The organism is Ralstonia pickettii, from assembly GCF_001699815.1.
Lineage (GTDB): Bacteria > Pseudomonadota > Gammaproteobacteria > Burkholderiales > Burkholderiaceae > Ralstonia > Ralstonia thomasii.
In genome coordinates this window covers 1-18,255 of record NZ_MCGB01000099.1, presented here as the reverse complement: position 1 = coordinate 18,255, position 18,255 = coordinate 1, and the positions used below count along the sequence as shown (strand labels likewise).

The 18,255-nt window shown below is 66.3% G+C and carries 17 protein-coding genes and 1 pseudogene; 6 read left to right on the top strand and 12 right to left on the bottom strand.

Going from position 1 to position 18,255, the window contains the following annotated elements; all coding sequences use genetic code 11:
• A partial coding sequence (locus BEK68_RS22055) for an amidase (RefSeq protein ID WP_065851896.1) occupies positions 1-1,066 on the top strand: 1,066 nt, incomplete at its 5' end.
• A gap of 168 nt (positions 1,067-1,234) precedes the next feature.
• On the top strand, positions 1,235-2,557 hold the full coding sequence (locus BEK68_RS22050) for an MFS transporter (RefSeq protein ID WP_012434956.1): 1,323 nt from the start codon (positions 1,235-1,237) through the stop codon (positions 2,555-2,557).
• Positions 2,558-2,851: 294 nt separating this feature from the next.
• Here BEK68_RS22050 and gspF read toward each other — a convergent pair whose 3' ends face one another.
• The 11 genes from gspF to gspG form a co-directional block, all read right to left on the bottom strand.
• Positions 2,852-4,063, bottom strand: a complete 1,212-nt coding sequence (gene gspF, locus BEK68_RS22045) for a type II secretion system inner membrane protein GspF (RefSeq protein WP_004628817.1) — start codon at positions 4,061-4,063, stop codon at positions 2,852-2,854.
• Between the two features lie 22 nt (positions 4,064-4,085).
• Positions 4,086-5,642 (bottom strand): type II secretion system ATPase GspE, encoded by a 1,557-nt coding sequence (gspE, locus tag BEK68_RS22040; RefSeq protein WP_012436649.1) that lies wholly within the window; start codon positions 5,640-5,642, stop codon positions 4,086-4,088.
• Positions 5,643-5,658: 16 nt separating this feature from the next.
• A complete protein-coding gene (gene gspD, locus BEK68_RS22035) occupies positions 5,659-8,082 on the bottom strand; it encodes a type II secretion system secretin GspD (protein WP_012436648.1) in 2,424 nt (807 codons plus the stop codon).
• Positions 8,083-8,119: 37 nt separating this feature from the next.
• Positions 8,120-8,962: a type II secretion system protein N gene (locus BEK68_RS22030; protein ID WP_012436647.1), complete on the bottom strand. Its 843-nt coding sequence runs from the start codon at positions 8,960-8,962 to the stop codon at positions 8,120-8,122.
• Between the two features lie 17 nt (positions 8,963-8,979).
• The gene (gspM, locus tag BEK68_RS22025) at positions 8,980-9,549 is read right to left on the bottom strand and encodes a type II secretion system protein GspM (RefSeq protein WP_004628825.1); all 570 of its coding nucleotides are present in this window, start codon (positions 9,547-9,549) and stop codon (positions 8,980-8,982) included.
• Between the two features lie 10 nt (positions 9,550-9,559).
• A complete protein-coding gene (gene gspL, locus BEK68_RS22020; RefSeq protein WP_012436646.1) occupies positions 9,560-10,990 on the bottom strand; it encodes a type II secretion system protein GspL in 1,431 nt (476 codons plus the stop codon).
• A gap of 161 nt (positions 10,991-11,151) precedes the next feature.
• Complete coding sequence (gspK, locus tag BEK68_RS22015; RefSeq protein ID WP_012436645.1) at positions 11,152-12,240, bottom strand: type II secretion system minor pseudopilin GspK; 1,089 nt, start codon at positions 12,238-12,240, stop codon at positions 11,152-11,154.
• A gap of 1 nt (position 12,241) precedes the next feature.
• A complete protein-coding gene (locus tag BEK68_RS22010; RefSeq protein WP_024542304.1) occupies positions 12,242-12,994 on the bottom strand; it encodes a PulJ/GspJ family protein in 753 nt (250 codons plus the stop codon).
• A complete protein-coding gene (gene gspI, locus BEK68_RS22005) occupies positions 12,975-13,373 on the bottom strand; it encodes a type II secretion system minor pseudopilin GspI (protein ID WP_004628832.1) in 399 nt (132 codons plus the stop codon). Before gspI ends, BEK68_RS22010 begins: the two co-directional genes overlap by 20 nt.
• Positions 13,370-13,864, bottom strand: coding sequence for a GspH/FimT family pseudopilin (locus BEK68_RS22000; RefSeq protein ID WP_012436644.1), 495 nt, complete (start codon positions 13,862-13,864; stop codon positions 13,370-13,372). The genes gspI and BEK68_RS22000 overlap by 4 nt, the downstream gene beginning before the upstream one ends.
• Positions 13,865-13,896: 32 nt before the next feature.
• Positions 13,897-14,367, bottom strand: a complete 471-nt coding sequence (gene gspG / locus BEK68_RS21995; protein ID WP_009239680.1) for a type II secretion system major pseudopilin GspG — start codon at positions 14,365-14,367, stop codon at positions 13,897-13,899.
• 174 nt (positions 14,368-14,541) lie between these two features.
• Between gspG and BEK68_RS21990 the strand changes: the two are divergent.
• Both BEK68_RS21990 and BEK68_RS21985 read left to right on the top strand, forming a co-directional pair.
• Positions 14,542-15,223: pseudogene (locus BEK68_RS21990) on the top strand (type II secretion system protein N).
• Positions 15,224-15,370: 147 nt separating this feature from the next.
• Entirely contained in the window at positions 15,371-15,988 is a 618-nt protein-coding gene (locus BEK68_RS21985; protein WP_012436642.1) for an EF-hand domain-containing protein, read from the top strand.
• Positions 15,989-16,206: 218 nt separating this feature from the next.
• On the opposite strand, the gene hppD is transcribed toward BEK68_RS21985, so the two are convergent.
• Positions 16,207-17,313: a 4-hydroxyphenylpyruvate dioxygenase gene (hppD, locus tag BEK68_RS21980; RefSeq protein WP_012436641.1), complete on the bottom strand. Its 1,107-nt coding sequence runs from the start codon at positions 17,311-17,313 to the stop codon at positions 16,207-16,209.
• A 155-nt stretch (positions 17,314-17,468) separates the two neighbouring features.
• Here hppD and BEK68_RS21975 point away from each other — a divergent pair, with 155 nt between their 5' ends.
• Both BEK68_RS21975 and BEK68_RS21970 read left to right on the top strand, forming a co-directional pair.
• Positions 17,469-17,957, top strand: coding sequence for an Lrp/AsnC family transcriptional regulator (locus BEK68_RS21975; protein ID WP_004628844.1), 489 nt, complete (start codon positions 17,469-17,471; stop codon positions 17,955-17,957).
• A gap of 73 nt (positions 17,958-18,030) precedes the next feature.
• Positions 18,031-18,255: transposase (locus tag BEK68_RS21970; protein ID WP_139111374.1), on the top strand; the 225-nt coding region annotated here is incomplete at its 3' end.

Below are 18,255 nucleotides of genomic sequence, written 5' to 3'. Positions count from 1 at the left end.
GGCCGACCAGCCGCGCGCCACCACCGATGCCGCCGCCGTGGCACGCCTGCGCGCAGCCGGCGCCGTGCTGCTCGGCCGCACCAACATGAGCGAATTCGCGTTCTCCGGACTGGGGCTCAACCCGCACTACGGCACGCCGCGCACGCCAGCGGACGGCGCACGCGCAGCGGGCGGCTCCACCTCGGGCGGCGCCGTCACCGTTGCGGGCGGCATGGCCGTGGCGGCACTGGGTACCGACACCGGCGGCTCGATCCGCATTCCGTCGGCGTTCTGCAATCTGACGGGTTTCAAGCCCACCGCCCGCCGCGTGCCGATGACGGGCGGCGTGCCGTTGTCCACGTCGCTCGATTCCGGCGGCCCGCTCGCCAACTCGGTCGACTGCTGCGCGATCGTCGACGCCGTGTTGAGCGGCGAGTCCGGCAACGACGCATTCGACACCACCGCCGTGCCGCTGGCCGGATTGCGTTTCGGTATCACGCAGGACTTTGTCGGCGCGGACCTCGACAACACGGTCGCCGTTGCATTCGAACGCGCTGTTGAACGGCTGGAGCGTGCCGGCGCGCACATCGTGCGTTTCGAATTTCCCGAATTGCTGCAACTGCCGGAGATCAACAGCGGCGGCGGCTTCTCGGCAGCGGAATCCTGGGCATGGCATCGCTCGCTGCTCGCGCGTGCCGAAGTCCAGTACGACCCGCGCGTGGCCACGCGCATCCGCCGTGGCGAACAGATGAGCGCGGCCGCATACATCGACGTGATCAACGCACGCGCACGCATGATTGCCGCCGCACGCAAGCGCCTGGGCAACTTCGATGCATGGCTGATGCCGACGGTTGCCATCGTGCCGCCCGAGGTCGCTCCGCTCGAGGTCGATGACGCGCAGTTCTTCCGCATCAATGCGCTCACGCTGCGCAATCCGAGCGTGATCAATTTCCTGGACGGCTGCGCGCTGACGCTGCCGGTACACGTTGCCGGCGAACTGCCGGTCGGCCTGTCGCTCTGCGGTCTCGCCAACGACGACGCGCGCATCCTGCGCGTCGGCCGGGCGGTGGAGGCTGCCCTGCGTTGATCGACTAGCCAGAACATTCTCCGCCTGCGTCCGGGCCACGCAGGCGGTTCCCCAAGCCAAGCCAAAAAGGCGCGCTGCAGACGCGCCAGGCCCAACTCATGCCTGCGTTTCGGACAACAAGGCAGCACAACGAAACGCCGGCGCCCGCACACGCTATTGGAGGAAACCATGTCGCAAACCCAAGCCCTTCCGGCCAACCCAACAGACCCGACCAGCCAGTCCATCCCCAGCACCGAGCTGGATGTCACCTACCGGCGCATTGCGTATCGGCTGGTGCCGTTCCTGGTGGTGCTGTTCATCCTCGCGTGGATCGACCGCGTCAATGTCGGCTTTGCCAAGCTGTCGATGCTGCAGGATCTGCAGTTCAGCGAAGCGGTGTACGGCCTGGGCGCGGGCATCTTCTTCATCGGCTACTTCCTGTTTGAAGTGCCGAGCAACCTGCTGCTGGAAAAGATCGGCGCCCGCAAGACGCTGGCACGCATCACCATCCTGTGGGGCCTGGCCTCGATGGCGATGATCTACGTGAAGACGCCGACCTCGTTCTACGTGATGCGCTTTCTGCTGGGCATCTTTGAAGCCGGCTTCTTCCCGGGCGTGGTGCTGTACCTGACGTACTGGTTTCCCTCCGCACACCGCGCGCGCATCAACGGCCTGTTCATGACGTCGTTTGCGATTGCGGGCGTGGTGGGCGGCCCAGTTGCGGGTTTCATCATGAGCCGCATGGAAGGCGTGGGCCACCTCGCCAACTGGCAATGGCTGTTCCTGCTCGAAGGCATTCCTTCCGTGCTGGCCGGCTTTGCCGTGCTTGCATGGCTGCCCGAAACGCCTCGCCAGGCCAAGTGGCTTTCCGCTGCCGAGCAAGACGCCGTCGTCCGCGCCGTTGAAGCGGAGAATCGCGACCCTGCCAAGCACGCCTCGTTTGGTGCGGCACTCGCCAACGCCCGCGTGTGGGTCTGTGCAGCCATCTACTTCTGCGTGGTCAGCGGCAACGCCACCATCGCGTTCTGGACGCCGTCGATCATCAAGGAGCTGGGCGTGCAGGGCAATTTCCAGATCGGGCTGATCTCGGCCATTCCGTTCATCGCCGGCACGATTGCGATGGTGTGGAACGGCGCGCATTCCGACCGCACGGGCGAACGCCGCATGCACTGCGCCATCGCCGCCCTCATCGCCAGCGCCGGCCTGGTGGCGACAGGCGCTACGCTGGGCTCGCCGTTTCTGGCGCTGGTCTCGCTGACGGTCGCCGCCATCGGCATCCTCGCCGCGTTCCCGGTGTTCTGGTCGATCCCGGCCGTGTTCCTGGCCGGCACCGCAGCCGCAGGCGGCATCGCCCTCATCAACTCCATCGGCAACCTCGCCGGCTTCGTCGCGCCGTACATGATCGGCTGGCTGAAGACAAGCACCGGCCATCTCTCCGCCGGCCTCTACTTCGTAGCCGCGCTGGAGCTGGGCGCCGCCGTGCTGGTCATCCTAGGCACGCGCAAACACTAAGCACGCAGACGAACCATCGCGGCGCCAACTCCCGCGCCGCGATGGTTTGGCGGTTGACGTTCCTGCCCTAGATGGCGCCTTGAATTTCTGTAAGCGGGCGGAAAAAAGAAGGAGGCCTGTCTGAGCGCAGCGAGTTTGCCTCCTTCTCCGCACGGTCACACAAATTCAAGGGATGGGTCGCCATCTCGGGCGCGCCTTTCTTTTGCTTACTTTTCTTTGGCAAGACAAAGAAAAGTGAGTCGGTCCCGGCAGGGAACGAAAGGGGGGGGCCAAAAGCCCAAAAAACAAAAAACCTCAGTGCACCAACTGATTAATCTCGATAATCGGCATCAACACCGCCAACACAATCAGCAACACCACCACACCCATCGTCAAAATCAGCGCCGGCTCCAGCAAGCCAGTAAGGAACAACGTCCGACGCTCCAGTTCTTGCGCTTCTCCTTGCGCAGCCCGCTCCAACATCGCAGGCAGATTCCCCGTCGCCTCACCCGAGCGGATCAGGTGCACCAGCACAGGCGGAAACTGGTTCTGCGCCGCCAACGCCCGCGCCAGCGAAGTCCCTTCGCGCACGCGCGTGGACGCATCTTCAACATTGGTCTTCAGCGCAACGTTGTTCAGCGTCTCACCCGCTGCCTGCAACCCACGCAGAATCGGCACACCGGCACTGGTCAGAATCGCCAGCGTGCTCGCAAACCGCGCGGTGTTGTAGCCGCGAACGAGCTTGCCGAACAGCGGCGCAGTCAGCAGCCACTTGTGCCACGACAACCGCAACGCCGGCTGTTTGAGCAGATTGCGGATCAGCACGCCGATCGCCACCAGCACGATCGCCGCCAGCCAGCCCCAGTTCCGCACAAAGTCCGACAGCCACAGCATGATGATCGTGAGCGTCGGCAGCTTCTGCTTGGTGTTGGCAAACACGCTGACCACCTGCGGCACCACGTACGACAGCAGAAAGATCACAATCGCAAACGCCACCACCGTGACGATGGCGGGGTACGTGAAGGCCAGCTTGATCTTCGATGTGAGCGCGTTGCGGCTTTCGATGTAGTCGGCCAGGCGTGACAGCACGAGCCCGAGGTTGCCCGAGTGCTCCCCCGCTGATACGAGGGCACGGTAGATGTCGGGAAAATCCTTCGGATGCTGCGCCAGCGCCACCGACAACGAGCTGCCGCCCAGCACTTCCGCGCGGATGGCGGCGAGCAGTTCACCGACGTACGCGCGTTCGGCCTGATCAGCCAGCGCGGCCAGCGCCTCATCGAGCGGCAGGCCCGCCACCAGCAGGCTGGCGAGCTGGCGCGTGACGAGCGCGTTTTCCTGCGCCGATAGCCGCTTGCCGAAGGTGGACCCGCTGCGCTTCGTGGCCTGCGCGCCCAGCGCGTCGACCAGCAGCGGCGTCAGCCCGCGTGCGCGCAGCAGCGTGCGCGCCTGGCGTGCGCTGTCGGCTTCGATGACACCCTTGTCGGTCTTGCCGGTGGCGTCGGCGGCTTCGTAGCGGAAGGCTGGCATGCGCTATTCGTTTATTCGCGCTTTAGTCGCGTGTGACACGCAGCACTTCTTCCAGCGACGTGGCGCCGGTGTCGATCCAGCGCTGTGCATCCAAGCGCATCGTCTGCATGCCCTGGCCGATGGCGAACGCCTTGATCTCGGATTCAGCGGCCTGGCGGTGGATCATCGTCTGGATTTCGGGCGTGACGGTCAGCAGTTCGTACACGCCGGTCCGGCCCTGGTAGCCAGAGTTGCTGCAACGCTCGCAACCGACGTGATGCCACACCGATTTGCGTGCCGGCGTGGCCGGTGCCACACCATCGGCCACGGGCGTGCCGGCCACGGCTTCCACTTCCGCAGGCGTGAGTTCGAGCACTTCTTCGCGGCGGCAATGCACGCACAGGCGGCGTACCAGCCGCTGCGCCAGCACACCCAGCAGCGATGAAGACAGCAGGAACGGCTCGATCCCCATGTCGATCAAGCGCGTCACGGCGGATGCGGAATCATTCGTGTGCAGCGTCGCCAGCACCAGGTGGCCCGTCAACGAGGCCTGCACGGCGATCTGCGCGGTTTCCAGGTCGCGGATTTCCCCGATCATCACCACGTCCGGGTCCTGGCGCAGGATGGCGCGCAGGGCCTTGGCGAACGTCATGTCGATCTTTGGGTTGACCTGCGTCTGGCCAATGCCGTCGAGGTCGTATTCGATCGGATCTTCCACCGTCATGATGTTGGTGGACGCCGCGTCGAGCCGCGACAGCGCCGCATACAGCGTGGTCGTCTTGCCCGAACCCGTGGGGCCGGTGACGAGCACGATGCCGTGCGGCTGGTTGATCAGGTGGTCGAAGCGCGCCAGGGTGCCGGCGCCCATGCCGAGCTTGCCGAGGTCGAGCCGGCCGGCTTCCTTGTCGAGCAGACGCAGCACGGCGCGCTCGCCGTGGCCGGTGGGCAGGGTGCTCACACGCACGTCCACCGGGCGACCGCCCACGCGCAGCGTGATGCGGCCGTCCTGCGGCAGGCGTTTTTCGGCAATGTCGAGCTGCGCCATGATCTTGATGCGCGAAATCAGCGCGCCGTGCAGCGCTTTCTTCGGGCGCACCACGTCGCGCAGCGTCCCATCGACGCGAAAGCGCACGACGGATGCATTCTCGAACGGCTCGATGTGGATATCCGAGGCGCCTTCGCGCGCGGCCTGCGTGAGCAGCGCGTTGATCATGCGGATGATCGGCGCGTCGTCTTCGGATTCGAGCAGGTCTTCCACGGCCGGAATGTCCTGCATCAGGCGCGAGAGGTCGACTTCGCCCTCCACTTCACCCACGACCTGGGCCGCGCTGCCGTCTTGCGCGTTGTAGGCCGTCTGCGTGGCGGTGGATAGCGCCGCCGCGTCGAGCGTCACCAGATGCAGCGACCCGAACACGCGGCCGAGTTCGGCCAGCGCCGTGCGCGAGGTTTCGGGGCAGACCCACACCTCCAGCGTGTCGACGTCCTGGCGGGCGACGAGCAACTTGGCGTCGCGCGCAAACGCATACGGCACCAGCCGCACGGCCGACTGCGAGGGCGGCTCGAGCGTGCTGACGTCGGTGGTGGAAGCGTGTGTTGCCATGGTTCGTTGTCCGTTGTCAGCCGCCATTACGCGGCGCGTTGCCGTCGTAGCCGCCCGAGGTGGGCGCGGCGAAGTTCTGCAGGCGCGGCTGGCTGCGCGTGGTGCCTTGCGGCATCGGCATCGGGGCGCCCGGGGGCACCTGCGTACCGGCCGGGCCCTTCGGCACGATCGACACGTCGCCGTAGTTTTCAGCCGGGCGCATGGCGTTGGGCGCGGGCAGCACCGGTGTGTCCTTGTCCGACGTGGTCGGCAGCATGTTTGGCGAGACAAAGCCCTGCTGCGTGTCGCGCATGTAGTTGTAGCGGTTGTCCGACAGCGTGCCGGTCGCATCGGCCGTACGCAGGATGATCGGACGCAGGAACACCAGCAGGTTGGTCTTCACACGCGTCTTGTTCTCCGAGCGGAACAGCGCACCCAGGATGGGGATGTCGCCCAGGCCCGGCACCTTCTGCTCACCGTCCTGGTAGTTGTCTTCCAGCAGTCCGCCCAGCACGACGACCTGGCCGTCGTTGGCCAGCACGTTGGTCTCGATCGAGCGCACGTTGGTGGTCGGGCCCTGCGTGGCATTCTGCGTGCCCGGCACCACGGCCGACGACTCCTGGAAGATCTGCATCTTCACCAGCCCGCCATCGGTGATCTGCGGCTTGACGCGCAGCGTGATGCCGACGTCCTTGCGGTCAAAGGTCTGGAACGGCGTGACCGAAGCCGCGCCGCCGGTCTGCGCATATGAGCCGGTCGTGATCGGCACGTTCTGGCCGATCAGGATCTTGGCCTCTTCGTTGTCGAGCGTAATCAGGTTGGGCGTGGACAGCACGTTGACCGAACCGTCCGAACCCAGCGCGCTGAGGATGGCGCCCAAACCGCTGCCCCTGTTGAACACCCCGAAGTTGCCGCCGTTGAGCTGGCCAACGCTGTTTGAGAGCGTGCCGATGGCAGTCTGCGCGGCCGTACTGCCGATGCCGCCGCTGGTGATGGTGGCAATCGTGCCCGCGAGGTTGATCAGGTTATTGGCGCCGGAGCCGAAGTTGGTGCCACCGCCAAAAAAGGTGGTCGGCCCGCCCGCGCCGGCCATCCATTGGATGCCCAACTGCGAAGCCTTGGTGGCCGTCACTTCCACGATCATCGATTCGATATAGACCTGCGCGCGGCGCGCGTCGAGGTCGTCGATCACGGCGCGCAGGTTGCGGTAGACCGGCTCGCTGGCGGTGATGATGAGCGCATTGGTGGCCGGATCGGCCTGGATGATGCCGCCGGTGGTCGGCGTGTTGTTCTGCCCGAACGAGGCGCGGAACGACGAGCTGCCGCTGCCCGAGCCGCTGCCCGAACCCGAGCCGCTGCCGTAGTTGGTGTTCTGCGTGTTCTGGTTCTGCAGGTTGCTCACGCCGCCGGCCGGCTGCGAAGTCGCGCCTTGCGCGGCGCTCTGGCCGCCCGGCCCGGTCGATGCGGAGGCCGACAGCGTGGCATCGGCCGCCACGATCGCGCGCAGCGTCGTCGCCAGCTGCACCGCGTTGGCATTCTTGAGCGGCACCACCCAGATGTTGCCCGGCCGTGCATTCGGCACATCGAGCTTGGCGATCAGTTGTTTGGCCTGTGCCAGACGTGCCGCACTCGACGCGCGCACCATCACGCTATTCGAACGCGGCTCTGCCACGACCGACGTACGCAGGCTTGGGTCCGACAGCGCCGCGCCGGCACCGGCCGCGCCGCCTGCACCACCGGCCGACGGATCGAGCAGCTTTTGCAGCGTGGCCGCCACGTCGATGGCCACGGCGTTCTTCAGCGGAATCAGTTCGGTCTCGCCGGCCACGGGCGTGTCGATCGACGCGATGATGCGGCCGATGCGGCGCAGGTTGTCGGCGTAATCGGTAATGACGAGCGTGTTGTTGGCCGGGTACGCGGTGATCGTGTTGTTGGGCGCGATCATTGGGCGCAGCACCGGCACCAGGTTGTTGGCCGATTCGTGCTGCAGGCGGAAGACCTGCGTGACGACCTGCTCGCCGCCGCGCGCGCCTGCCGCGCCCACGCTGGTGGGCGAGCCTTGCAGCTTGGCGTCGGCTTCCGGCACGACCTTGGTGAAACCGTTGCCCTCGACAATCGCGTAGCCCTGCATGCGCAGGATCGAGCCCAGCGATTCGAGTGCCTGCGAGCGCGTCACTGGCTTTTCGGTGACGAGGTTGACGGTGCCCTTCACGCGCGGGTCGACGATGAAGTTCTTGCCGGTGGCCTGGCCGACGGCCCTGACCACCGATTCCAGATCCGCGTTGACGAAATTCAGCGAGACCTCCTCCCCCGGGTTGCCGGCGGCCCCGTTCTGGGAGGATGCCGCGCCCGGTGGGGCGGCAAAGACTGGCATCGAGCCGGCCACCATTGTTGCGCAGCATGCCAGGACGATGGCGCGAACGGTGAGTCGGGAAGAGGCGTTGTACATGGTCTCGTTCATGGTTGTCGGCACGCTGGCTCGCGCGCCGGCTTGAGGATCAAAAGCGGAGTCGATGGTGCGACCCGTCGCGCGGGCCCAGCAGACTCAACAGGCCAATCAATTGCGGTTCCGACTCCGGGGTGGCACTCGCCACCCCGTCAAAATGCGCGCCCTGGCCAAGGGTGCCCTGGCCCTGCAGAGTGAGCGGCCCGGCCAGTGTCGACAGCGACAACTGCATCGGCGCACCGCTCACGCCGCCAAACGACACCACCGCCTGGTAACTGCCCAGCGGCCGTACCCGGCTGAGGCTGGATGATACCTGCTCGAGCGTGACAGTCAGCGCGCCCTGGGCGGTGTTTGGCTGGCCCTTTCCGCTGCCGAATTGGCCCGAGAGCGGCGTCCACTCCGCCCGCAGCCGGCCATCCAGCTTGAGCGTGTTGAATGGCGCGCCTACGCCTTCCAGTAACGATGCCGGCAGCGCGACTGCGCCAGCCTCTGCTTCCCAATGCCCCGGCGTGACCGTCAGCGTGACCGGCTTTTCCAGCGCGCGATCGTGCTCGAGGTGCGTGCGCAGTGTGCCGGTCAGCAGCGGCAGCACGTCGATCGACCACGACAGCCGGCCGGGCAGCACGGTCGCATCGGCACCGCCGTTGCCGGCGGTCAGCGCAAGCGTTGCACTGCCGTGCCAGATACTGCCCTGGCTGTCGGCCAGCAAAACACGGTGGCCCGTGGCTGCGGCGATGCGCTCCGCCGCCCACGCGGCCGGATACTGTGCCACCACGGTCACGCCCACGGCCAGCAGCGCCACGCCACACCACAGCACACGCCAGCCGAGGCCCGTGCGCTGGTCCGGCCCGGCACGGCGGCGCAGGCGCAGCGGCGGCAGCGATTCAATCCCCATCGGCACGATCGGACCCGTCAGCGGCCTGTGGCGGCGGGGCCTTGCAGCGTCGCCGTCACGTTGACCAGGGCCGTCGCGCCCACGTACTTGATGTTCGTGTCGATCACCTTCATGCGCTGGGCCTGCCGCACCTCCTGCAGCCATTCGGCGACAGCGCCAAAGGGCACCTTGTCCAGTTGCACCTGCACGCTCTCGCCCGACATCGCCATGCGCGTGGCCTTCAGGCCGTGGTTGGTGAGGCTCGTGTTGAGCGCCTGCTGCAATTCCGCACCGCGCGGCACCGGCGCGGCGGCAATGGCAGACAGGCCGCGCGCTTCCTGGCCCAGCGTTTCCATCTCGGCGAGTTGGCTGCGCATTTGCGGCAGGGCTTTCTCGATGCGGCGCTGGCCTTCGAAGGCCGGCTCCCACAGCACGAGGTAGACGATCACCAACAGCAGCACCACGCCGCCACCGGCCAGGATGCGGCGTTCGCGCGGTTCGCGCTGCATCCAGAACGTCGTGGCCGCGTCGCGCACCGAGTCCGGCACGCCAATGCGCGGCAGGCGGCGGGATGCCGGTCGGGAAGAAGAGGGGGAGGAAGTCGCCATGGAGGAATCGTTATTGGGCGATGGAGACCGTCCAGCGCGAGCCCGGTACGGTCGCCTCGGCACCGCGCGGGGCCTCGGCGGTGTCCATGTTCAGGCCGACATTGCGGGCCGCGGTGCGCAGGCTGGCGGTGTCGGTGCCGTCCTTGAGTGTGACCGTGAGCGCGCGGCCGTGGTAATCGAGCGCGAGAAGCGCATCGGGCGCGAGACCGGTGGCGGCCTGGGCAAAGCGATCGGCCAGCGGCAGGAAGTCTTCCGGAGCCGACTTGCCGGCGGCCAGGCGCAGCTGCTCGACCTGGCGGCGCATCTGCGCGGGCGGATCGAGGATCACCGGCGTATTCGGGAAGGCTGTCTGCAACTGCGCGCGCATGGCGGTATCGAGCCGCTTCTGCTCGGCGCGCAGCGTGAGCCAGCGCGCGTTCATGCCGATGAGCTGCACGACCACCAGCAGCACGGCCAGTGCGATCGGCAGGCGCCAGAGGCTCCAGTCCACGCCGGCCACGCCGCCGCGTGCAAAGTCGAACTGACAAAGATCGGCTTCGCCTGAAGCGAGGGCGTCGCGTGCGCCGGCTGCCCAGGTGGACCAGTCCAGCGTGGCGGTGGCGGGGTCGGTCGACAGGCCGGGCGCCAACTCGCGCAGCGCGGGCGACACCATCAGCGTGGCCGGCGTGGGTGCAATCCCCAGCCAGTTGCCGACGTTGGCCGGCAGCACGCGCAGGCCGTAGCCCTCGGCGCGGCCGGTGCGTACGGTGATGTCGATGGCGACGGGCGCGTCCGGGTCGGACGGTGGCGCTGCGTCGAGCGCGATGGTTGCTGGGGCGACCGCCGCAACGGCTTCAGCCACGGGCATTTCGACAACAGGTTCAGCAGAAGCATCGAGCGACGGCTCCGCACGTTCGACCGCGTTTGTCGGTTCTGCAGCCAGCGCTGCGGCTGCGGCAGGCGTTTCAAACGGCAGGCAAAGCTGCGCAGGCAGCAGATGGCAGGTGCGGTGCTTGTGGCCGGCAAAGGTATCGAGGATGAAGCGGACCCACGCGCGGTCGGCAATCATCAATGCGCGCGATTGTGGCTCGCGGGGTGCCCGCCAGTTGCGTGCGGGGGCATCACCCAGGCGGGGCCCAAGGGCGATATGACACTGCTGCGCATCCTGCACGAGGCGCTCTTCCACCAGGTTGGGCAGGGCCAGACGCAGTTTGGGCAGCGCCAGCGGCGGCACGTTGGCCGGCACCAGCAACACATCGGCGGCGGGCAGCAGGAGGACCAGCCGATCGGCCGCGGGCAGTTCGTCGGTGCGCGACGTGCCTTCGCGCTGAACGCGTTGGGTCCCAAGCGCGCCTTCTTCACGCACCAGCGCGAACGGCACGGAGGCAAGCGCGCCCGTCGACCAGCGTTCGGGCGATTGAATGGGCCGGTGCGGCAGGCGCACGTACAGGGAGGTCGTCAAACCGCTCCTCTATTGATCTTGAGAGTGTGAATGCGAACTGCCAACGGAAGCGCCGGATTGCGCAAGACCCGCGATGCTGAACGATGCGGATGACAATACGGCGAAGGCCAGGGTCTGTCTACAGGCGGCGCGTACGCACGCGGAGGGGTGTTGCGCCGCCGTCATGACGGAATCTCGTCAATGCGGCGGACCCACACGATGCGGGTCGCGTTATTGTTGATCGGATCGCCACGTGAAACAAGCGCCACTTCCCCGATCCGGGCGCGCTCGTGGCGGGCCATGCCGTAGACGAGGAAATAGTGGGTCTGCACGTCCAGCAGGTTGGCCGCTGCGGTGGTGTCAACCCCCGGCGCGATGCCGCGCAACTGGTTGGTGACGTCGCCGATGTTGCGGAAGTACGCGCGGTCGCGCGCCTGCACCAGCGAGCGGGCGCGGTCCAGGCTCAGGTTCGGGATGACGGCGGCCAGCACTTCGGCGCTGGCCGTGTTGGCGTTGATCTGCGTGCGGGTGGGGAGCACGATCACGTAGGGGCGCAGCTTGGCGACCATGTCCGCCGTGTAGCCCGGGATCGTCAGCAGGCTGGCCACGTCGTCGAGCGGTCGCGGGCCGCTGCTGTTGCTGCCGCCGCTCCCGCCCCCGCCGCTGTCTTCGCCGCCTTGCTGACCGCCCTGCATGCCTTCGATCGACTGGAAGCCGCCCAACATCTGCGCCAGGTACGTCGCCGTGACATTGGCCAGGCTCGGGTCGATGTTGAGCGACTGCAGCAGCAGGCCGTACGCCTTGATGGCGTTCTTGTCGCGGCCGGTAATGATCATGCGGCCGCCCAGCGTCCGCGCTATCAGCAGGTTCATCAGGTTGAAGCGCGCCTGGGCATCGAAGATCCGGCCCGACAGGTAGGACTCTTCGCCGGCCGTGTCCGTGCGCAGCGAGCTGCCGAGAAAGTCCGACAGCTTGGTTTCCTGGATCGGCACGGCCCAGATTTCGCCCAGGTGGTCTACCGCCCCGGTGCGGCGCTGGTCGTCGCGCAGGATGAGGCGCGCCCAGTCGATGCCCGCCCGCGCGATCCACGTGGCCTGCGATTTCAGGCGCTGGTTTTCCACCGCGCGGATCTCCACCTGCTGGCGCCACAGCATGCCCGACACGATCACCACGGCCAGCGTAACGACGAGCAGCGCTGTAATGATGGCCGCGCCGCGCTGGCGCCCGGGCTGCGGATGACGTTGAGACAATCGACGGGAGCATCGCGCCATGTCAAAGCCCCGTCATGCAGATGCGCGTGAAGCGCTGCGGCGCGCCCTGCGGCGTCATGCGCACGAGCAATGCCAGTTCCACCGCGCGCACCGAGGCGGCCGGCACCACCACGCCGGGGCTGTTGGCCGAGGGCGCCGACGCGCTGGGCGTGGAAGCCGACGGCAAGCCGGTGAGGGTGGTGGTGTTGCTGCCGGCCGGGAACAGTGCCGCCGACAGCGCGCCCGTGCTGTCCATCCAGCCGCCGGGTTCGATCCAGGCGCGGGCGCTGATGCTGTCAACGTTGGCGGCGAGCAGGTAGCGCGCGGCACCCACACCGCCCTGGCGCAGGTTGTCCATCGCATTGCGCAGGTCGCCGCGGTTGGTGATCGGTTGAGTCTGGAGGCGTTCGAGCCGGCCGTCGACGATGCGGTAGAGCACCACTTGCCACGCGGGCGGCTGGCCGCTATCGCTCTCCCCGCGTCGGTCGCGCACCATCAGCACGCGGTTGGCGTCCACCTCCACCGGTGAGCGCGACAGCGTGTTCGGATCGGCCAGTTGGGTGCAATCGGCATCGAACTGGGCGTAGGCGGTCTTGAGTGCTTCGATGCGTTCATCGCGTTGGGCCAGCGCCTCGTGCGTGCGGGTCATGCTGTCGAGCCCGCGCCAGGCGATCACGGCCAGAATGGCCAGCAGCGTGATCGCCACCAGCAGTTCGAGCAGGGTGAAGCCGCGCGTGCCGATGTTCGCGGAACGATTAGAAGACATTGCGCGCATCGTTCGGCAACAGAGTCACGAGCCACGCCAGTCGCACGGATTTGGACGCATCCGGATAGACGGCGACCTCCACGCGACGGAACACTGGATTGGGCGTGGTTGCGATGGTCTCTTCGCACCACAGTTGGGTATCGCCCTGCGGGCAGGCGAAGCCGCGCGCGCCGGGGTCTGGGAAGACGCGTGCGAGGCGCAGGTTTGCCAGGTGGTTCTCGGCGCTCCAGGTGGCGATCATGCGCGTCTGCAGCGAATCGCTGGCGGTGGTCATGCTGCCCATGGCGCGCATGGTGGCGGTGAGCGCCACGGCCACGATGGTCAGCGCCACCAGGACTTCGAGCAGGGTGAAGCCGCGCGTGCGCGTGGGACGATGGCTGCGCGTCATTGCGTTTGCATCTCCGTCAGCACGCGGGGGCCGCCGTCGGATACCACGTCGACGCGCGATCCTTGCGAGGTCAGCGCCACGCGCCACGGCAAGCCGATCGCCTCGCGGCCGAACACGAGGCGCTGCGGTGCGCCCGGGACCGCAGCGGCACCGGCGACGATCTGTACGTTGTCCATGCCTTGGCGCCAGTGGCCCGGCGCGAGCACGTCGCGCGTGAGCAGGCGCCAGCCGTTGGGGGTCGATTCGTAGAAGCGCCAGCCCTGCGCATCGCCTTCCCACGCCACAGGGCGCGACGTGAGCTGCGCCTCTTCCTGAGCCAGTTCGATCAGGCGGGCGAGCTTTTGCGCGTCATCGACCAGTTGCGAGCGCGGGTTGGGCGTGGCGTTCACGGCCACCACGGCCAGCACGATGCCGATGATGACCACCACCACCAGCAACTCCAGCAGCGTAAAGCCGCGAGGGGGCTGGTGGCGGCGTGATTGGCCGAACATGGTGCGAGGGTGGCTGAGGCGACTGCAGCGGCTCAGTTGTCCCAGTTGCCGATATCGGCGTCATTGCCCGTGCCGCCGGCCTGGCCGTCGGCGCCGAAGCTGAAGACGTCCACTTCACCGCGCACGCCTGGGTTCAGGTATTGGTACGGATGGCCCCACGGGTCTTTGGGCAGGCGTTCCAGATAGCCGCCGCCTTTCCAGTTGTTGGGGATCGGCTCAGTGGTCGGCTTGGTGACCAGCGCGCTGATGCCCTGCTCGGTCGTCGGGTAGCGGCCGTTGTCCAGGCGATAGAGCTTGAGCGCCTGCGAAATGGAAGCGATGTCCTGCTTGGCGGCGATGATGCGCGCCTCGTCGGGGCGGCTCATGATCTTCGGCACCACCAGCGCGGCGAGGATGCCCAGGATCACCACCACCACCATGATTTCGATCAGGGTGAAGCCACGCGCTGCGTGTCGGGCGAGGGCGCGCTGGCGGAAGGAGGAGCGAAGTTGGCCTTGCATCATGGCGACAGAGTTGGCAATTAGGGTGAGAGACACAGTATATCCGTGACATATGACCATATATTGCGTGGCGGGGTCATGCTGCGTTGGCGCTAGAGCCGCCCCTCCAAGCTGTTCACCGAACCGGCATGAAGGGCGGATAGAATCGGCGTATTCCTACGGTGCCTCGCCCATTTCATGAACGCTCGACAGTCGTCCCGCCTGCTCAGCCTTGTACTGTTTGCTGCCCTGTGTGCGCTGCTGACGCACTGGGTGCTGACGCTGTCGTCGCTGCGCTCGCTGGGCGCGCCGCGTGAGGCGCGCGTGGCGCAGACCGATGCCCTGGAGACCGGCGCCGCCGTCACGCTCTTCGGCGGTGGCCCGCAGAACGGTCCGCGCGATGTGCAGGTAATGGGCGTGGTGGCCGATCTGGCAGATGGTTCCGGGGCAGCCATCGTGTCGGTGGACGGTGGCGCACCGCAGGCCGTGCGCGCCGGCAAGTCGTTGTCGTCCAATATCAAGCTGGTGGAAATCAAGGCACGCTCGGTGGTGATCGAGCGCAACGGCGCGCGCCAGGAGATTCCGCTGCCGGCGAGCGCCTTGGGGGGGGGCGCCGGCCAATCGCAATGCACCGGCGATGCCGCTGCCGCCTGCAGGCGCCGCAGCTCCGCTATCGACGCCCGCCATGCCACCAGCGCCGCCGGTTGCCAACAATCCGGCCAATACCTCCATGCCGGGCGCCATGCTGCCCATTGCACCAGCGCAGATCAACACGGGTGAGGAGCCTACGAGCCAGGGCGGCGGCATTGTCGGCCCTCGCCACCGCGCAGCGGCCGCCGCACGCAAGGGCGACACCCCCCAGCCGGGCGCCGACCAATAGGCATGTCGCGTCTGATGCGGCTCGCCAGGCGTTGGCGGGCGCATATTACAACGGGTGTCATTGGGGTAACAGCGTGTAAATGCGGGCAACGCGCCGGCATTGTCGGGTTCTAATCCGCTACACAGTCCATGTGAAAAGGAGCTGACCATGACCAACAAACGTGCTGTCCAAGCCTTCCTCGCCACCTCGGCCCTGTTCCTGGCCATGTCGGGCATGAACGCCCGCGCTCAGGATGCCAGTGCCCCCGCTGCCAGCGCACAGGCGCCGGCCACCGCCACGGTACCGGCCGCGCCGCAACCTGACGCCCGCGCAGGCAAGCCCGGCCACCATGGCGGCTTCAAGGCCATCGACACCAACGGCGACGGCCAGGTCTCGCGCGACGAGGCCAAGGGCCACGCGTGGCTTGAAAAGAACTTCGACCAGATCGATACCAACCACGACGGCCAACTGAGCAAGGACGAGCTGGCCGCTTGGCACAAGGCCCACAAGGGCGAGATGCACGAAAAGATGGCGCAGCGCTTGGACGCCAAGTTCAAGGCGGCCGACAAGGACAACGATGGCAGCCTGACCAAGGACGAAGTGCAGGCCGGCATGCCGCGTCTGGCCAAGAACTTCGACCAGATCGACGCCAACCACGACGGCAAGATCACCGAAGACGAGATCCGCGCTTACATGAAGGCCCGCCACGACGCCCGCAAGGCGCAGAAGAACACCCCGGCGGCCGCTGCCATGCCGGGTGGCCCGTCGGCGACGAAGGGCGAGTGACGCCTCGTCTGAATCTCCGCACGCAAGCGGCGCCTTCGGGCGCCGTTTTTTATTGCCTGCGCCCCTCCGATCCTCAATGCATTGCAAGACCGGTGCGGGTTGGTTTGGCTACGGGGCCGTGTCAGTGCCGCATGCGCGCATGCCGCAACGCCCATGAAAAACACCCCGATGGCGAACCATCGGGGTGCGGGTACAGCACGCCTGAAGCTTGAGGGTCTTCAGGCCGGCTGGTCGTCGGCCTTGAGCACGCCGCGGCGCATCTGGTCGAGTTCGATGGACTCGAACAGTGCCTTGAAGTTGCCCTCGCCAAAGCCTTGGTTGCCCTTGCGCTGGATGAACTCGAAGAAGATCGGGCCCAGCTGGTTTTCCGAAAAGATCTGCAGCAGCAGGTCGCCCGGGGCGCCGTCGACGAGGATCTTGCGCTTCTTCAGTTCCGCCACGTCTTCGCCATGGCCGGGGATGCGCTTGTCGACCAGTTCGTAATACGTGTCGATCGTGTCGAGCAGCTTGATGCCGTTGCTGCGCAGTGCGTCCACCGTGTTGAAGAGGTTGGTCGAGCCGAGTGCGATGTGCTGGATGCCCTCGCCGTGGTACATGTCCAGATACTCCTGGATCTGACCAGCCTTCTCCGTCCCTTCCTCGTTGATGGGGATGCGGATGTTGCCGCACGGGCTCGTCATCGCCTTGCTCTTCACACCGGTGACCTGGCCTTCGATGTCGAAGTAGCGCACTTCACGGAAGTTGAAGAAGCGTTCGTAAAACTCGGCCCATTCTTTCATCCGGCCACGGTAGACGTTGTGCGTCAGGTGGTCGATGTAGGTCAGGCCGTGCCCGGTGGGGTTCGGATTGGCGCCCGCGATGGGCACGAAATCGACGTCGTAGATGCTGATGTTGCCGATGTCGCCGGCCTTGGCGTCGTTCTTGCCGGTCCAGCGGTCCACCAGGTAGATCAGCGAATCGCCGATGCCCTTGATGGCCGGAATGTTCAGCTCCATCGGGCCGCTGTGGGTGTCGAAGCCCCAGGCGCCCAGCTCCAGCGCACGCTTGTAGGCAAACGCGGCGTCCTGCACGCGAAACGCAATCGCGCAGATCGACGGGCCGTGCAGGCGCGCAAAGCGCTGCGCGAACGAATCCGGCTCGGCGTTGATGATGAAGTTGATTTCGCCCTGGCGGTATAGCGTCACGTTCTTGTGACGGTGTTTCGCGATGGCGGTAAAGCCCATGTTCTCGAACAGCTTGCCCATGGCAACGGGGTCCGGCGCGGCGTATTCGATGAACTCGAAGCCGGCGGTGCCCATCGGGTTTTCCCAAGGCGTGAATTGCATGGTGAGTCTCCTGTGGGGGCGCGCTCTGGAGCGCACAGGTCTTTGACGATCCTCGCAGTGTAGGTGTGTCCATCCAAGCAAAAATTGCGAAGTTGTGCCGACCTTGCTAAATTTGCGCAAGAAAATTGCCGAATTAATTGGTGCGGAGCAACAAAATGAATAAAGTGGAACTCGACAAGATCGACCGGAAGATCCTGGAAGTCCTGCAGAACAACGGCCGCCTCACCAACCTGGAAGTCGCCGAGCGGGTGAATCTGTCGCCCAGCCCGTGTTTGCGACGCATCCGGCGCCTGGAAGAGTCCGGCGTCATCCGCCAATACGCCGCGCTGCTCGACCCGTCCAAGATCGGGCTGGGGCTGTCGGCGTACATCAACGTGCGCCTGGAAAAGCAGGGCGGCGCGCCCAAAGGGAAAGGCCCGTCCGACATCTTCCGCGCCGCCGTGGCGACATGGCCCGAGGTGGTCACCTGCTACGCCATGACCGGCGAGATGGATTACCTGCTCAAGGTGTTCGTGGAAGACATGGAGCACTTCGCGCGCTTCATCCGCGATCAGTTGCTCGCCCACCCGGCGGTGATCGATGTGAAGAGCAGTTTTGCGCTGGAGCGGATCAAGGATACGACGGCGTTGCCGGTGGTGGTTTAAGGGATTGGCTAGTTGCGCCATAAAGGCCTAGAGCGTGTTATGCACTTTCCGTCGGTGCTGCAGTCGAAGCGTGATGGAGAAACGCAGACCGTATCCGAGCGACGTGAGTGACGAAGAATGGAGCTTCGCGGCGCCGTATTTGACGTTGATGAACCAAGACGCGCCGCAGAGGCGATATGAATTGCGAGAGCTGTTCAACGCGCTGCGTTGGCTGGCACGCGCGGGGGCCGCATGGCGCATGCTGCCGACGAACTTTCCGCCCTGGGAGGCTGTGTACCAGCAGACGCAACGCTGGCTG

Excerpts from the sequence above, each read along its gene's own strand:
- BEK68_RS22050 (WP_012434956.1), top strand. The coding sequence starts at position 1,235 with ATGTCGCAAACCCAAGCCCTTCCGGCCAACCCAACAGACCCGACCAGC.
- gspF (WP_004628817.1), bottom strand. The coding sequence starts at position 4,063 with ATGCCAGCCTTCCGCTACGAAGCCGCCGACGCCACCGGCAAGACCGAC.
- gspE (WP_012436649.1), bottom strand. The coding sequence starts at position 5,642 with ATGGCAACACACGCTTCCACCACCGACGTCAGCACGCTCGAGCCGCCC.
- gspD (WP_012436648.1), bottom strand. The coding sequence starts at position 8,082 with ATGAACGAGACCATGTACAACGCCTCTTCCCGACTCACCGTTCGCGCC.
- BEK68_RS22030 (WP_012436647.1), bottom strand. The coding sequence starts at position 8,962 with ATGGGGATTGAATCGCTGCCGCCGCTGCGCCTGCGCCGCCGTGCCGGG.
- gspM (WP_004628825.1), bottom strand. The coding sequence starts at position 9,549 with ATGGCGACTTCCTCCCCCTCTTCTTCCCGACCGGCATCCCGCCGCCTG.
- gspK (WP_012436645.1), bottom strand. The coding sequence starts at position 12,240 with ATGGCGCGATGCTCCCGTCGATTGTCTCAACGTCATCCGCAGCCCGGG.
- BEK68_RS22010 (WP_024542304.1), bottom strand. The coding sequence starts at position 12,994 with ATGCGCGCAATGTCTTCTAATCGTTCCGCGAACATCGGCACGCGCGGC.
- gspI (WP_004628832.1), bottom strand. The coding sequence starts at position 13,373 with ATGACGCGCAGCCATCGTCCCACGCGCACGCGCGGCTTCACCCTGCTC.
- BEK68_RS22000 (WP_012436644.1), bottom strand. The coding sequence starts at position 13,864 with ATGTTCGGCCAATCACGCCGCCACCAGCCCCCTCGCGGCTTTACGCTG.
- gspG (WP_009239680.1), bottom strand. The coding sequence starts at position 14,367 with ATGATGCAAGGCCAACTTCGCTCCTCCTTCCGCCAGCGCGCCCTCGCC.
- BEK68_RS21985 (WP_012436642.1), top strand. The coding sequence starts at position 15,371 with ATGACCAACAAACGTGCTGTCCAAGCCTTCCTCGCCACCTCGGCCCTG.
- hppD (WP_012436641.1), bottom strand. The coding sequence starts at position 17,313 with ATGCAATTCACGCCTTGGGAAAACCCGATGGGCACCGCCGGCTTCGAG.
- BEK68_RS21975 (WP_004628844.1), top strand. The coding sequence starts at position 17,469 with ATGAATAAAGTGGAACTCGACAAGATCGACCGGAAGATCCTGGAAGTC.